This window comes from Plantactinospora sonchi (assembly GCF_036422035.1).
Taxonomy (GTDB): domain Bacteria; phylum Actinomycetota; class Actinomycetes; order Mycobacteriales; family Micromonosporaceae; genus Plantactinospora; species Plantactinospora sonchi.
This window is the reverse complement of record NZ_JAZGQK010000012.1, coordinates 383,696-397,584: the sequence shown is the minus strand read 5'-3', so window position 1 is coordinate 397,584 and position 13,889 is coordinate 383,696. Positions and strand designations below refer to the sequence as shown.

16 protein-coding genes are annotated in these 13,889 nt (G+C 71.8%); 7 read left to right on the top strand and 9 right to left on the bottom strand.

The genetic code is table 11. From position 1 onward, the window contains the following. Positions 1-20: 20 nt before the first annotated feature. On the top strand, positions 21-653 hold the full coding sequence (locus tag V1633_RS15960) for a thymidine kinase (protein WP_331215216.1): 633 nt from the start codon (positions 21-23) through the stop codon (positions 651-653). 72 nt (positions 654-725) lie between these two features. Here V1633_RS15960 and V1633_RS15955 read toward each other — a convergent pair whose 3' ends face one another. Beyond that, positions 726-959 carry a helix-turn-helix transcriptional regulator gene (locus V1633_RS15955; protein WP_331215215.1) on the bottom strand — a complete coding sequence of 78 codons (234 nt, stop codon included), beginning with the start codon at positions 957-959 and terminating at the stop codon, positions 726-728. Positions 960-1,014: 55 nt separating this feature from the next. Continuing rightward, complete coding sequence (locus V1633_RS15950) at positions 1,015-1,473, bottom strand: Rv0361 family membrane protein (RefSeq protein WP_331215091.1); 459 nt, start codon at positions 1,471-1,473, stop codon at positions 1,015-1,017. 211 nt (positions 1,474-1,684) lie between these two features. Here V1633_RS15950 and V1633_RS15945 point away from each other — a divergent pair, with 211 nt between their 5' ends. Together V1633_RS15945 and V1633_RS15940 are read left to right on the top strand one after the other, a co-directional pair. Further along, a complete protein-coding gene (locus V1633_RS15945) occupies positions 1,685-3,391 on the top strand; it encodes an acyl-CoA dehydrogenase family protein (RefSeq protein WP_331215090.1) in 1,707 nt (568 codons plus the stop codon). Positions 3,392-3,473: 82 nt separating this feature from the next. Next, positions 3,474-3,845: a VOC family protein gene (locus tag V1633_RS15940; RefSeq protein ID WP_331215089.1), complete on the top strand. Its 372-nt coding sequence runs from the start codon at positions 3,474-3,476 to the stop codon at positions 3,843-3,845. 16 nt (positions 3,846-3,861) lie between these two features. Here V1633_RS15940 and V1633_RS15935 read toward each other — a convergent pair whose 3' ends face one another. Continuing rightward, positions 3,862-4,860 carry a tyrosine-type recombinase/integrase gene (locus V1633_RS15935; protein ID WP_407952022.1) on the bottom strand — a complete coding sequence of 333 codons (999 nt, stop codon included), beginning with the start codon at positions 4,858-4,860 and terminating at the stop codon, positions 3,862-3,864. A 107-nt stretch (positions 4,861-4,967) separates the two neighbouring features. Between V1633_RS15935 and V1633_RS15930 the strand changes: the two genes are divergently transcribed. Beyond that, complete coding sequence (locus tag V1633_RS15930) at positions 4,968-6,053, top strand: helix-turn-helix transcriptional regulator (RefSeq protein ID WP_331215088.1); 1,086 nt, start codon at positions 4,968-4,970, stop codon at positions 6,051-6,053. A gap of 32 nt (positions 6,054-6,085) precedes the next feature. On the opposite strand, the gene V1633_RS15925 is transcribed toward V1633_RS15930, so the two are convergent. Next, positions 6,086-7,324 (bottom strand): MFS transporter, encoded by a 1,239-nt coding sequence (locus tag V1633_RS15925; RefSeq protein ID WP_331215087.1) that lies wholly within the window; start codon positions 7,322-7,324, stop codon positions 6,086-6,088. Positions 7,325-7,393: 69 nt separating this feature from the next. On the opposite strand from V1633_RS15925, the gene V1633_RS15920 reads away from it, so the two are divergent. Continuing rightward, positions 7,394-7,891, top strand: a complete 498-nt coding sequence (locus V1633_RS15920; RefSeq protein ID WP_331215086.1) for a MarR family winged helix-turn-helix transcriptional regulator — start codon at positions 7,394-7,396, stop codon at positions 7,889-7,891. A gap of 75 nt (positions 7,892-7,966) precedes the next feature. Here the strand turns inward: V1633_RS15920 and V1633_RS15915 are convergent, their stop codons facing one another. Both V1633_RS15915 and V1633_RS15910 read right to left on the bottom strand, forming a co-directional pair. Beyond that, positions 7,967-8,845: an SDR family oxidoreductase gene (locus tag V1633_RS15915; RefSeq protein WP_331215085.1), complete on the bottom strand. Its 879-nt coding sequence runs from the start codon at positions 8,843-8,845 to the stop codon at positions 7,967-7,969. A 96-nt stretch (positions 8,846-8,941) separates the two neighbouring features. Then, entirely contained in the window at positions 8,942-9,601 is a 660-nt protein-coding gene (locus V1633_RS15910; protein WP_331215084.1) for a GOLPH3/VPS74 family protein, read from the bottom strand. A 117-nt stretch (positions 9,602-9,718) separates the two neighbouring features. Between V1633_RS15910 and V1633_RS15905 the strand changes: the two genes are divergently transcribed. Continuing rightward, positions 9,719-10,498, top strand: a complete 780-nt coding sequence (locus V1633_RS15905; RefSeq protein WP_331215083.1) for a class I SAM-dependent methyltransferase — start codon at positions 9,719-9,721, stop codon at positions 10,496-10,498. A 141-nt stretch (positions 10,499-10,639) separates the two neighbouring features. Further along, positions 10,640-11,752 carry a winged helix DNA-binding domain-containing protein gene (locus V1633_RS15900; protein ID WP_331215213.1) on the top strand — a complete coding sequence of 371 codons (1,113 nt, stop codon included), beginning with the start codon at positions 10,640-10,642 and terminating at the stop codon, positions 11,750-11,752. Positions 11,753-12,096: 344 nt separating this feature from the next. Here V1633_RS15900 and V1633_RS15895 read toward each other — a convergent pair whose 3' ends face one another. From V1633_RS15895 to V1633_RS15890, 3 genes are all read right to left on the bottom strand, one after another. Beyond that, complete coding sequence (locus tag V1633_RS15895) at positions 12,097-12,390, bottom strand: hypothetical protein (RefSeq protein WP_331215082.1); 294 nt, start codon at positions 12,388-12,390, stop codon at positions 12,097-12,099. Positions 12,391-12,395: 5 nt separating this feature from the next. Then, entirely contained in the window at positions 12,396-12,683 is a 288-nt protein-coding gene (locus V1633_RS36980; RefSeq protein WP_407952034.1) for an ATP-binding protein, read from the bottom strand. A 148-nt stretch (positions 12,684-12,831) separates the two neighbouring features. Beyond that, a complete protein-coding gene (locus V1633_RS15890) occupies positions 12,832-13,524 on the bottom strand; it encodes a CatB-related O-acetyltransferase (RefSeq protein WP_331215212.1) in 693 nt (230 codons plus the stop codon). Between the last annotated feature and the right edge of the window lie 365 nt (positions 13,525-13,889).

Sequence of the window (13,889 nt, the reverse complement as noted above, 5' to 3'; positions counted from 1 at the left end):
CACTCTCCTCCGTCTGCGCCGTGGCCGGCGACGGTCGGCTCCGGCACGGTGCCGCGCTGAAGTTCTTCTGGGGTCCGATGGACTGCGGCAAGTCGACGATGGCGCTGCAGATGAACTACAACCACGCCCGGCAGGGCCGACGGGGGCTGGTGCTGACCCGCATCGACCGTTCGCTCGGTCCGCAGATCACCACCCGGATCGGTCTGGCCCACGAGGCGATCGAGGTCACCGACGACCTGGACCTGTGCGAACTCGTCCGGTCCCGGCTGGCCGACGGGCTCCGGATCGACTACCTGATCTGCGACGAGGCGTGCTTCTACACGGTGCGGCACGTCGAGCAGATGGCCGAGCTGGTCGACTGCTACGACATCGACGTGTTCGCGTTCGGCCTGGCCACCGACTTCCGCTCCTGTCTCTTCCCGGCCGCGCAGCGGCTGTTGGAGCTGGCCGACGAGGTGACCCGGATCCAGGTGGAGGTGCTCTGCTGGTGCGGCCGGCAGGGGCTGCTCAACGCCCGGGTCGTCGACGGCGCGGTGGTTCGGGAGGGCGAGCAGGTGGTCATCGGGGACACCGTCGACGAGGCCGAGGTGCGTTACCAGGTGCTCTGTCGGCAGCACTACCGCAGCGGCGACCTGGGCGTCCGGGTTCGTTGAACGCACCGGCGCGTTCGGTGGATGCCGTACGTTCGTCCGTGCCGGTGGTTGTTCGTCCTGAGGTGCCCGGGCTCAGCCCCAGAGGATCTCCACCGAGGTCTCCAGGGTGCGGGCAACCTTGACCGCCAGGTAGACCGAGGACGCGTAGTCGCCGGTCTCCATCGCGATGATGGTGCGCCGACTCACCCCGACCGCGTCGGCGAGCTGCTGCTGGGTCAGCCCCACCGTCCGGCGTCGGGCCCGTACCTGGGCGCCGGCCGTGCCGTTGTCCTGCCCGCGTACCGGTCCGCCGGTCCGCGTCTTCAGTCGAGGTTCCCGCTGTCGGCCTCGCGCCGCCAGCGACGAGCACCGGCACCCTGATTCAGAAGGGGTCGCCGCAGACCCGCCACCGGTCGCCGTCGCGGACCATCGGCATCTCCCGCTGGTCCACCGCGCCGGAACGACGGGTCAGTTTCGCCACCACGGTGGCCCGCAACTGTCCCTGGTCACTCGCGACCGACACGTCGTCGATGTCGTAGCGGCTGATCGTCGGAGGTACCGAGAGCCGTCGGACGAACTCCGCCCGGCTCCACCGCTCCCGGGTGTCCCCGCACAGCCGGTCGTACGCACCGTCCGGATCGCCGCCGACCACCTCACCCAGGAACGCCTCCGCCTCCCGCTGGGCCGCCGACGAGGACTCCCGTACGTGCTGGTAGTTCCAGGCGCCCAGCCCGGCGGCGCCCACACAGCAGAGGAAGAGACCGGCGGCGACCAGCGACAACATTCCCCGGGTCCGACTCGGCCGCCGGCCCGGGCGACGCCACAGCGGCTCGTTCCCCATGGCACCGACGGTAGATACGGCACCCGGTCCGGCGCAGGTCCATCCGGTTGTCCGATTCGAACCGGCCGGAACCGTCGGCCGGGCGAGGGTTGTCCGATCGGTGATCAACGAGGTGCTGTCAGCGACCGCCGGGTGGTCTACCGTCGGGACCACCCCCGTTCCCCACCCCGGGCCCCGGCACCCCGACCCGCTAGATCCCGAGGAGCCAGCGATGGCGCGTTACGTCCAGACGGTGCCGGCTCCACCCGACCCGTACTTCGGTGACCGGCTCCTGCGTTCCTGGCTCGACCGGCGGCTCGGCGTCGACGGACACGCCGCCGCCGCGTCCCGGCTGGCCGCCCTCGCCACCGACGTGACCGGACCGTTGCGGGCCGCGCACCTCGATGCCGAGACGCACCCGCCGACCCTGGTCCGCTACGACGGCTGGGGAGCCCGGGTCGACCGGGTCGAGACCTCGGCCGGTTGGCGGGCGCAGCGTGACGCGGCGGCCCGGCACGCCGTGGTCGCCCTGCCCTACCAGCCGCAGGCCCGGGCCAGTTGGGGTGCGGCGGCCCGGGTGGTCCAGCACGCGCTGCTGCACCTGTACGGGCCGGAGTCGGCGACCTTCTCCTGCCCGGTGGCAATGAGCGACGGCGCCGCCGCGCTGCTGGCCCGCCCCGAGGTGGATCCGGCGGTGCGGGACGCCTGGCTGCCCCGGCTGACCAGCACCGACCCGGCACGGGTGGTGTTCAGCGGACAGTGGATGACCGAGGCGCAGGGCGGCTCGGACCTGGCCCGCTCCAGCACCACCGGGCGGGCGGCCGACGACGGCTCGTGGCGGCTGACCGGCGAGAAGTGGTTCTGCTCGGCGGCCGACTCGGCCCTGGCGGTGGCGCTGGCCCGACCGGAGGGCGCCGGAGCCGGCAGCCGGGTTCTCGCGCCGTTCCTGGTGCCGCGCTACGCCGCCGACTCACCGCTCGCCGGTCCGGGTGCGGACCCGGACGGGCCGGCCCCCGGAGTCACCCTGCACCGGCTCAAGGACAAACTCGGCACGCGGGCGCTGCCGACGGCGGAGATCGGGTTGCGGGACGCGTACGCCTGGCCGCTGGGTGACCCCGGCCTGCCGGGTCTGGCCCGGGCGATGACCCTGGTCGTGGTGACCCGGCTGCACAACGCGGCGGCGGCCGCGGCCGGGATGCGCCGGGGTCTGGCGTACGCCCGGGCGTACGCCGACGCCCGCCAGGTCGCCGGTGGTCGGCTCGGCACCTCGCCCCTGCACCGGGCCACCCTCGGTGCGCTCGCGGTCGACACCGCCGGCGCGTTTGTCCTGGCCGGGCACGCGTTCGGGCTGCTCGGCCAGGTGGAGGTCGGTGCCGACCCGGCGGCCGCGGTCGAACTGCGGATCGTGGCACCGCTGGCCAAGCTCGCCACCGCACGGCTGGCGGTCGCCGCCGCGAGCGAATACGTCGAGTGCTTCGGCGGTGCCGGATACGTCGAGGACACCGGGATCCCCCGGCTGCTGCGGGACGCCCAGGTCCTGCCGATCTGGGAGGGCACCACCAACGTGCTCGCCCTGGACGTCCTGCGGGCCGTGGTCCGCGACGACGGCGCGGTGCCGCTGCTGGGCCGCCTCGACGCGGCGACCGACGCCGCCCGCCGGCTGCACCCGGCGCTGGCCGACGCGCTCGCCACCGGTACGGCCGAACTGCGGGCCACGCTCGCCGAGGTCACCGCCGAGCCGGAGGCGGTCGGCGCGGTCGCCGGGGCGCGCGGACTCGCCCTGCGGATGGCGTACCTGCTGACCACCGCACTGCTGGTGGAGCAGGCCGGCTGGGGTGACGAGGCGGCGGAGGTGGCCGCCCGGCTCTGGGCGCGTCGACGGCTGCGGGGTGGCGACATCGCCGCGGACGCGCACCACGAACTCGACCTGCTCTGCTGACCGGCGCGGGTCGGCCGGGTAATCCGGACCACACCCGTGTACCTGACAGGAGATGTCAGGTACAGCGGGCAGGCTGACCGGCATGAACAGCATCGGCGACCTCATCATGGTCAACCTCGACAGTCCCGACCCCCGCGCCCACGCCGAGTTCTACCACCGACTGCTCGGCTGGGAGATCACCGCCAGCGCGGACGAGTACGCCATGGTCACTGACGGGCACTCCTCGCTCGGCTTCGGCCTGGTCGAGGGCTACCAGCCGCCGGCCTGGCCGGACACCTCGGCCGGCAAGCGCTACCACCTCGACCTGTACGTCGACGACCTGGACAAGGCCGAGGCGGCGTGTCTTGAGGCGGGCGCGGCCCGGCCCGAGTTCCAACCGGGCGGCGAGCGGTGGCGGGTGCTGACCGACCCGGCCGGCCACCCGTTCTGCATCTGCCTTCGGCCCCGGGAGTGAACGTTCCCGCGCCCGGTCAGCCTCGGCGCCGGGCGCGGGCCGCCCAGATCGCGTACGCCGGATCCCGGTCCAGGTTGTGCCGGTCCCGGTCGTAGCGGCGGGTGGTCCGGGGGTCGGCGTGCCCCATCGCGTCCTGCACGTCCTCCAGCGGTACGCCCTCGGCCCGGGCGGTGGTGGCGAAGGCGTGCCGCAGTGAGTGCGGGGAGAGCCGTTCCCAGGCCGGGATGCCGGCCGTCCGGGCCAACCGCCGGACCAGCCGGAACACCGCGTGCCGGTCCAGCCGGTTGCCGCTCGCGGTGACCAGCAGTGGCCCGTCGAGCTGCTCCACCGGCCGTCGTGCCGCCGCCGCCCGGGCGGCCAGGTACGCGTCGACCGCGTACGCCGATCCGGGGGTCAGGGCCCGCCGGCGTGGTCGCCCGCCCTTGCCGACGAACCGCACGCTGCGGTGGCCCCGCTCGTGGCCGAGGTCGGCCAGGTCCAGCGAGACGAGTTCGCCGACCCGCAGTCCGAGGTCGGCCAGCAGGGCCAGCACCGCGCGGTTGCGTGGCGCGTTCGGGCCGGTGTCGGCCTCGGCGGCGGCGAGCAGGGCGTCGACCTCCTCGGAGGTCAACCCGACGGTGGCCGAGTGGTCCCGACTGACCCGTGGCCGGTCCGCCCCGGAGACCGGGTTCGTGTCCACCGCGCCGAGCCGGCCGAGGAACGTGTACCAGCTCGACAACGAGGAGAGCTTGCGGGCGACGGTGGCCGGGGTCAACGGCCGCCCGGTACGCGGGTCGACGCTGGACTCCAGGTCGCGGGCGTACGCGTTCACGTGCAGGAAGCCCGCGGCCAACGGCTCCAGCTCCTGATCGGTGCACCAGGAGAGCCACCCGGCGATGTCCCGCCGGTACGCCGCCCGGGTGTGTTCGGAGAGCCGACGGTTACGCAGCCACGCCTCGGTGAAGTCGGTCGCGGTGTGCGCGCGGGACGGCAGGGCGGCGGACCGGCGGGTGGGAACGGGGACGGATCGTGGCACGTGAGAAAGGTTCTCAGCCGATACGTCCCCGGTGTCGCAGGCGCGCCCGGCCAATCGGGCGGCAATGGCTGACGGGATCTGTCAGGTGTCCCGGTTAGCCTGGCCGGGTGCGCGCCAGTCGGCTGGTCTCCCTGCTGCTGCTCCTGCAGACCCGGGGGCGGATGACCGCCCAGGACCTCTCCCGCGTGCTCGAGGTGTCGGTACGGACGATCTACCGCGACGTGGAGTCACTCAGCGCGGCCGGTGTCCCGGTGTACGCCGACCGAGGGCCGGCCGGCGGCTACCAGTTGCTCGGCGGCTACCGCACCCGGTTGACCGGGCTGACCCCGGACGAGGCCGAAACCCTGTTCCTGGCCGGAATGCCGGGACCGGCCGCCGAACTCGGGCTCGGCGGGGTGGTCACCGCCGCCGAACTCAAACTCCGCGCCGCGCTGCCCGACGAACTCGGTGACCGGGCCGGCCGGATCCGCGACCGGTTCCACCTGGACGCCCCGGGCTGGTTCCGCAGGACCGAGCCGGTGCCACACCTGGCCGCGCTCGCCACGGCGGTCTGGGCCGAACGGGTGATCGAGATCCGGTACCGCCGGTGGAAGGCGCCCCGCGACGTCACCCGTCGACTCGGCCCGCTCGGCCTGGTGCTCAAGGCCGGCCGTTGGTATCTGGTCGCCCGACATCTCGGGCCGGTGCCGCCAGCCGCACCGGGAGGGCAGGCCGTACCCGAGCCGACGGCCGGCACCAGCGGGTCGAGGGTGGCGCCGGACCCGGGGTCGGCCGACCCGCTCCGGGCGTACCGGGTCGGCAGCGTGCTGGACCTGGAGGTACTCGACGAGCCGTTCGCCCGGCCGGTCGACTTCGATCTCGCCGCCTTCTGGGCGGAGTGGAGTCGCCGATACGAGGAGAGCGTGTACCAGGCGGAGGCGGAGGTCCGGATCAGGGCGGAGGCGCTGGAGCGGATGGCGTTCATCTTTCCGCCGGAGATGTCCCGGCGGGCCCGCCAGGCGGCCGGTCCGGTCGACGACACCGGCTGGCTGCGTACCGTGGTGCCGATCGAGTCGATCAGACACGGGCACGTCGAGCTGCTCAAACTCGGCGCCGACGTGGAGGTGCTGGCCCCACCGGAGCTGCGGGCCGCGTTCGCGGAGACCGCGCGGGCCCTGCACCACCACTACCACCCGGACCGTCCCGTCGGCTGACCGTGCTGTCGCCCGGGACCCGCTCGCGCCGTTCACCGGCCGACGGCGACCGGCGCGGCACCGACCTGCTCGCGTCGCGGGGCGGGCCGGCCGAGCCGGCGGACGCCCGGAACCGCCGCCGTGGCGACGCAGGCCACCGCCACCACCACGGCCGCCACGGCGAGCGGCGCCGCCGTGGACCAGGCGTCGGCGGCGAGCGGGGCGAGCGCGTAGCCCAGCGGCACCGCGGCCAGCGAGCAGAGCCAGTCGTACGAGCTGACCCGGGCCAGCACGTGCGGTGGGATCTCGGTCTGGACCACGGTCTCCCACACCGGGTTCAGGAAACCGAGCGCGGCCAGGGCGAAACCGTAGGCGAGCACGACGGTCCAGCCGGGCGCGGCGACGGCGAGCAGGGCCAACGGAAGCCCGTAGGTGGCCAGGCCCAGGTTCGCCACCAGCACCGGCCGTTTCGGTCTGGCCCGGGCGGCCAGCAGCGAACCGCCGAGCAGCCCGACCGCGCCCGCCTGCAGGACCAGCACCCAGACCGTCTCGCCGCCCAGCCGGTCGACGGCGACCGCCGGCCCGAGGGTGATCAGGACGGCCGCCGCCCCGTTCCAGATCCCGTGCGCGATGAGGCTGGTCCAGTACCAGTCGCGGGAGCGTACCTCGGTCCAGCCCTCCCGCAGGTCGGCCAGGAGCGGGCGGCGAGGGATCGGGGTGCGGCGTACCCGGATCATCGTCAGCAGCGCGGCGCTGGCGGCGAAGGTCGCCCCGTCGAGGACAAACGCCCAGCCCGGGCCGGCAGCCCAGATCAGCAGCCCGGCCAGTGCCGGGCCGACCAGCCGGACGGCGCTGGTGGCGGCGCCGAGCGCGGCGTTGGCCCGCTGTCGCCGCGGGCCCTCGACGGTCCCGGTGACCAGCGGGGCGGCGGTCGGCATGGCGAACGCCGAGGCGATTCCGCCGACCGCCGAGGCGACGGCGATGGTGGCGATCGCCGGTTCGTCGCCGAGCAGTTCCACCCCGACGGCGACCTGGGTCAGGCATCTGACCAGGTCGGTGGCGAGGGCGACGATCCGGGCGTCGAACCGGTCGGCGAGTACCCCGCCGAGTGGCAGGAGCAGCAGTTTCGGCACCATGGCGCAGCCGAGTACGAGGGCGAGCGCGGAACTGGACCCGGTGGCCCGCAGTACGGCGAGGGCGAGGGCGGCCGGCACGACCGCGTCACCGAGCGCGGAGAGGGTGCGCCCGAGAAAGAGCAGGTGGAAGGCCCGTGGCCGGAGGCGTGAGGTCACGACGCCCAAAGTAATTCGACATCGAATCTTTCGTCAACGAATAATTCTGCGTCAACGTAGGATCGTGGCGTGGCAGACCACGACTCGACCGACGCCCACGTCGCCCGCTGGCTCCCCGTACTGCCCGACCTCGACCCGGACGTCGAGGGCGCGGTCACCCGGGCGTCGCTGCTCACCAGCCACCTGCGCCGGGTCAAGGAGAAGGCGCTGGCCGACTTCGACCTGCAGCGACACGAGTTCGAGACACTGCACGCCCTGGCCGGCCGACACGGCCGGGCGGTACCGTCCCAACTCGCCGACGACCTCAACATCGCACCGCCGTCGGTGACCGCCCGGGTCGACGCCCTCGTCACCCGGGGCTACGTCCGACGTACCCCCTCCGACACCGACCGGCGGCGGGTCGACATCGCACTCACCGAGGAGGGCCGCACCGCCTGGCTCGACGCGATGGGACTCATCGGGCACGAGGAGGAGCGGCTGCTGGGCGTACTGACCGTCGCGGAACGGCGGACCCTGGCCGACCTGCTGCGCCGGGTCATGCTCGCCGCCGAGCATCCGTCCAGCTGACCGGCGGGAATGGCGGGGTGACCGTCGTCCCGTAGGTCGCTTTCCGCCATGCCCGGCCGGGAACGGGAACTGTCGCTACGACCCGTCGCCACCACGGTTGGCCGACGCCCGTGCGGCGTCGGGTCCGGGACCGGCCGCCAGGAACTCACGCGCCCCCCGCAGCCGGGTACGCAGCAGCGACACGGCCCGGTCCAGCCGCAACCGGACGTCGCCGGGACGAGCGACACCGAAATCGGCGAGCCGGGCCGCCGGGACGGCCGCCGGATCCAGACCGTCCCGCAACGCCACCAGCACCCCGAGGTCGTACCGGCTGACCGCGTCCGCGCCCGCCACGTTCAACACCCCCCGGTAGCCGTTCCCGGCCAGCTCCAGCAGGGCGTCGGCGAGATCGTCCACGTGCACCGGGGTACGGATCTCGTCGGTGAACAGCGCACCACGCAGCCGTCCGGAGACGAGACCGTGGGTCAGCAGCTCGTGCCCGCCCCGCCCGTCACCGAGGATGAGCGAGGTACGGACCACGGCCGCGTCCGGCGCCACCGCCCGTACCGCCGTCTCGGCCGCCGCCTTCGCCGCCCCGTACCGGTTGACCGGATCCGGCAACGCGTCCTCGTCGTAGTACACGTCCCGCCCGGAGAACACCGCGTCGCTGGAGACGTGTACCAGTCGTACCCCCGCCGCCGTCGCGGCCACCGCCACGTACGCCGCCCCGTCGGCCGTCGTGCGCCAGTCGTCGCGGTCCCGACCCGACGCGGCGTGGATCAGCACGTCGGGGCGGACCCGTTCGATGATCCGCCGTACCGCGGCCGGATCGCGGACGTCCAACTGCTCGTCGCCGGTCTCCGCCCGCTGGGCGAAGTACGTGCCGACCACCAGCCAGCCGGCCGACGCCGCGCGCTCGTACACCCGACGGCCCAGCGAGCCGGTCGCCCCGGTCAGCAGAATTCGTCCCGTCACCCGGGTGAGGGTAGCGACCTGCCCGCGTTCGGGGTGCCTCCCGGTCCCCGCACCCGCCGAAGAACGGATCCCGCAGGTCTCAATCGTGAAGCGCAGTCATGCCGTGGCGGCAGCGGCGGCCGTGCCCGCCGTCGAGGCCGCCCTGGCATCATCGATGACCATCCTCACCGCGTCCGCCGCCCATACCGATCGCCGGATCTCGTCGAAGCGGGTGTCGACCTCACGCCTCGGCAGATCAGGCAGCACACGCCACGCCCAGCCCATGGCGCCGACCAGAGCACAGAGCACCGCGGTGCTCGGGTCGACGGGCTCTGATCCTGTAACGGCGTCTCGCATCCGTCGGCGCGCCTGCGTCTCGACCGGTGATTCCAACCCACCTGGTGCTGGGTAGCGGGTGCGGGGGAAAATCTTCAACAACCTGTCGGTGTCGCGGCGGAGCATCCCTGTCTCGACGAGTCGATCCAGGACCATGGCTCGTACGCCCCTGGTGAGGCGCACGACCCAGTCTCTGGGTTCACGGGCTCTGCCGTCCTGCCGGATCTGACGAAGCGCGGCATCGGTGAGTGGGTGACCGGTCGCCGCCGGGTTGATCACGGCTACGCGGTTGCCGACGACGTCGATGCGTCCGGCCAGGGCGAGGTCCATGAGCTGTGCGCCGGACAGGCCGTAGTCGAGGTGCGTACCGGTGCCCCGGGCAACGCCGTCGACGTCATGGGCCAGCAGAGCGATCACCTCGGCCAGCGACACGTTCGTCATGGTTGAACGGTATCCACCTGGCACAACGCACCAGCGACGATCGGTGGTGCGGCACACGACCCGGACCGCCGAAAACGAGATCATCTCCGGGACACGCGGCACCGGTAGGGTCGTCACGTGGAACAGGACGAACGGCTCCGTCACTCCTCGTCGTTCGGCGCGGCGGCCACCGCGTACGCCGCGCACCGCCCGGACTATGCGCAGGCCGCGGCACGGTGGGCGCTGGAGCCCGCGCCCGGCTCGCGGGTGCTCGACCTCGGCGCCGGAACCGGCAAGCTGACCGCCACTCTGGTCGCGATGGGCGCCGACGTCACCGCGGTCGAGCCTGACCCGGCGATGCTCACCGAGCTGCGCCGCGCACTCCCGGATGTCCACGCACTGTCGGGTAGCGCCGAGGCGATACCGCTGCCCGACGCGTCCGTCGACGCCGTGCTGGCCGGCAACGCCATGCACTGGTTCGACATGGCCGTCGCAGGACCCGAGATCGCCAGGGTCCTGGTGCCCGGCGGCATCCTGGCCGGCCTGTGGAACGTCGTGGACGACCGGGTCGACTGGGTCGCCGGACTGGCCCGGGCCAGCGGGAGCGCGGCCATCGGCCCACGTGACACGCCCGCCAGCTGGCGTGCCGAGACGGCCGACATGCACCTTCCGAAGACGGGCGTGGCCGCGCGGTTCGGTTCGCCGGAGCAGGCCGAGTTTCCGCACGGTCAGCGTCGCACCGCCGCATCCCTCGCGGCGACACTCGGCACCCGGGCGGGAATGCTGGTCATGCCGGAACAGGAACGGCAGGCCACGCTCGACCGGATCCGCGCCTTCCTCGCGGGCAGACCGGAGACCGCGGACGGGGAGTTCACCCTCCCGATGCTGACCTGCGTGCTGCGTGTCCGGCGGCGGTGAGAGGCATCCACGGCGAATTGCTCGGCCGGCGGGCGCAGGCGGTTTTGGGGCCGTCACGACCGTGCACCCGGCAGGAGCCGGTGGAGACGCGGAGACCGCCTGATCAGACCAGGCCCGAAAGAGGCTGAAACCTTGACCCACGTGCACGGCGGGGCAGCACAGGTGTTGGACACCCGTACCCTCAACCGGGCCCTGCTCGACCGTCAACTGCTGCTCCGCCGGTCCGACCTGTCGCCGCTGGCGGCCATCGAACACCTGGTCGGGCTGCAGGCCCAAGCCCCCAACCCGCCCTACATCGGCCTGTGGACCAGGCTGGCCGACTTTCGCCACGAGGACCTGTCCCAGCTGATCACCGACCGCCGGGCGGTACGCATCGCGCTCATGCGGTGCACCATCCACCTGGTCTCAGCCGACGACTGCCTACGGCTACGTCCCCTGTTGCAAGCCGCGATCGAGCGCGCCATGGCCGGGCAGTTCGGCCGCCAGACAAGCGGCATCGATCCCGGCGAGATCGCCGACGTGGCCCGGCAACTGCTCCAGGAACGTCCACTGACCTTTGCCGAACTCGGCAAGGCGATGTCCGAACACTGGCCGCACCGCGACCCGGCCGCCCTCGCCCAGTCCGCGCGCTGCCTGCTACCCCTGGTCCAGGTGCCACCACGCGGACTGTGGGGTGTCAGCGGCCAGGCCGCACACACCACCGCGCAGACCTGGCTGGGCCGCCCCCTGCGGGACGTCCCGCAACCCGACGACACGGTACTGCGCTACCTGGCCGCCTTCGGTCCCGCCTCGGTCAAGGACCTGCAGAAATGGTCGGGACTGACCAGACTCGGAGAAGTCGTCACACGCCTTCACCCGAAACTTCGGCGCTACCGGGACCAGACCGGCACCGAACTGTTCGACCTGGTCGGCGCTGCTCCACTGCCGGACGCCGACACCGAAGTCCCCGTCCGCTTCCTCCCCGAGTACGACAACATCCTGCTCTCCCACGCCGACCGCACGCGGATCATGGACGAAGCCCACCGGCCCGCGGTCTTCACCAACAACGGCATCATCAGATCGACCATCCTGGTCGACGGCTTCGTCCGCGGCCTCTGGCGGATCACCCGCGAACGGACCTCCGCAACGCTGGAGATCGAACCGTTCAGCCGTCTCGCCACGGCCGACATCGAAGCCCTCACCCAGGAAGGCGCCCGTCTCCTGGCCTTCGCCGCCGCCGACTCGGACACGCGTGAAGTGGTGCTCAGCCAATAGGAACACCCCCGGGACCGCGGTCCGGCGGATCTGCCCGCGTTCGAGCCGTGCGGGTGGACGGCGCCGGTGCGGGCGGTAATGGCGATGTCGTCGAGGTCGAGTCAAGCGCACTCCTCGGCCCGACCGCCCTGGTCACTGGCCTATCTCACATGTTGGTTCCGACACGTTGATCGGGCACCACTCGGGCAAGAAGTTCGGGCACCACCTGTTGTTTCGATGCATCGATGGATATCGTGCGTCAGCTTCTTCCGGCACCACCGGGCCCTGGCCCGGTGTCTCGTGAAGTCGGCTGGTCGTTCGATCTGTCAACGCCTGTCGGGGGACCCGCCAGCCCGGCTCCTGCCTCACGATCGCTCGGCCTCGGAGGAGTCGGCGGGTGGTTGTTCGATCGGGAAGAAGATCGGGCTGAGTAGGTATTGTGCGCGGTCCGGTGTTGGCTGGTGGGTCAGCCGGGGTGCGATCACGCGACGCAGTTCGCCGATCATCTCTTCCAGTTCGCTGGGGTCGAGCCAAATGGCGTGTTGTCGGTAGCCGACGAGGTCCGTTACCGGGTCGGCGTTCTCGCGGTCGAGGTAGGCGCCGAACTCAGCGACTACTTGGGCGAATGGCACAGCAATGATCGGTGGAACCTCGGCCAACAGGGTCAGTGCTGCCGGCGTTCGAGGGTGGCTGGTAGCCGGTAGGAGTCGGTGCCGATCCCGATCAGAAGGTGGGACTTGCCAGTGCCGGAGTTCCCGATCAGCACCAAAGGCGCGCCGGCGCGTACCCAGGCGGGGTTGGCGAGGTTGTTGACGTAGACGGGGTCGACGTGGAGGTTCTTGTCGTAGTCGAAGTCCTCCAGCCGCTTTGGTCGGTAGAACGCGGCGTCGCGTACCAGCCGGAGCTTGCGCCGCTCCGCCCGATCTGCGACCTCGACGCGGAGCAGTTCCAGCAGAAACGGTGAAGCCGCTGGGCCTCACCGCGCGTAGCGTCTCCGAAGAGGGGCGCGGAGTGACTGGAACGGAAGTCGGCAGGACGCGAAGGTGTTCACCGGTTGGAGGCCGGCTCCCGCAGATCCGGTCGTCCTGCGCCGGCACCGTTCAACGGCCCGTCGCTCTGCGTTTCGCCGCGTCTTGACATGCCTCCACCGGGTGGCCGGCCGCCGCGTTCTCCAGGTCGTCGATGCTGCCGGACATGATCGTGCGGATGTGTTCGGTGATGTGCTGGAGCGGCCAGTCCCACCAGGCCAGCGCGAGAAGGCGGTTGATGTCGGCATCGCTGTAGCGGCGGCGGATGAGACGGGCGGGGTTGCCGCCGACGATGCCGTAGTCGGGCACATCGTCAACGACGACGGAACCGGAAGCGATGGCCGCTCCGTTGCCGATACGGACGCCGGGCATCACCATGGCCCGGTAGCCGAACCAGACGTCGTGGCCCACCACGGTGTCACCCCGTCCGGGCAGGCCGGTGATGAGATCGAAGTGCTCCGCCCAGGAACCACCCATGATCGGGAAGGGAAAAGTTGAAGGACCGTCCATGCGGTGGTTGGCGCCGTTCATGATGAACCGCACACCCTCGCCGAGCGCGCAGAACTTCCCGATGACCAACTTCTCCGGCCCGTAGTGATACAGCACGTTGCGGGTCTCGAACGCGGTCGGATCATCCGGATCGTCGTAGTAGGAGAACTCACCGACCTCGATCAGCGGGGAGGTGACCAGCGGCTTCAACAGCACCACACGAGGCTGCCCGGGCATCGGATGCACCACGGTCGGGTCGGCGGGAACAGGCGGCATCACCAGTTGCTTCCTTTCTGCATTTTGGGCGCCGAGGGACGTCAGGCCGGCCCTCCACGCCCGGCCGTCAGGCGCAGCAAGGTGGCCCCGCCGGATCCGTTCTCACCGATGGTCCCCGGCGCGCTCGCCCGCAGCGAGCGGGCAGGCCACCGAGTCAAGGACGAGCCTGCCGTTGAAGGACCTGATGACGGCGAGGGCGGTGAGCTGTGTAGGCATGCGGGGACTCCCAAAGCACTCGAGGACGAGGCGGCCGTCAAGGGCCGCGTGGCCGGGCGAACGCTTCGGAAGAGCATCGATCACCCCACTAGTGCGACAACTGCTACATTAAGATGCTCCCATAACGCCGTCCCCTCGAGCAAACGGAC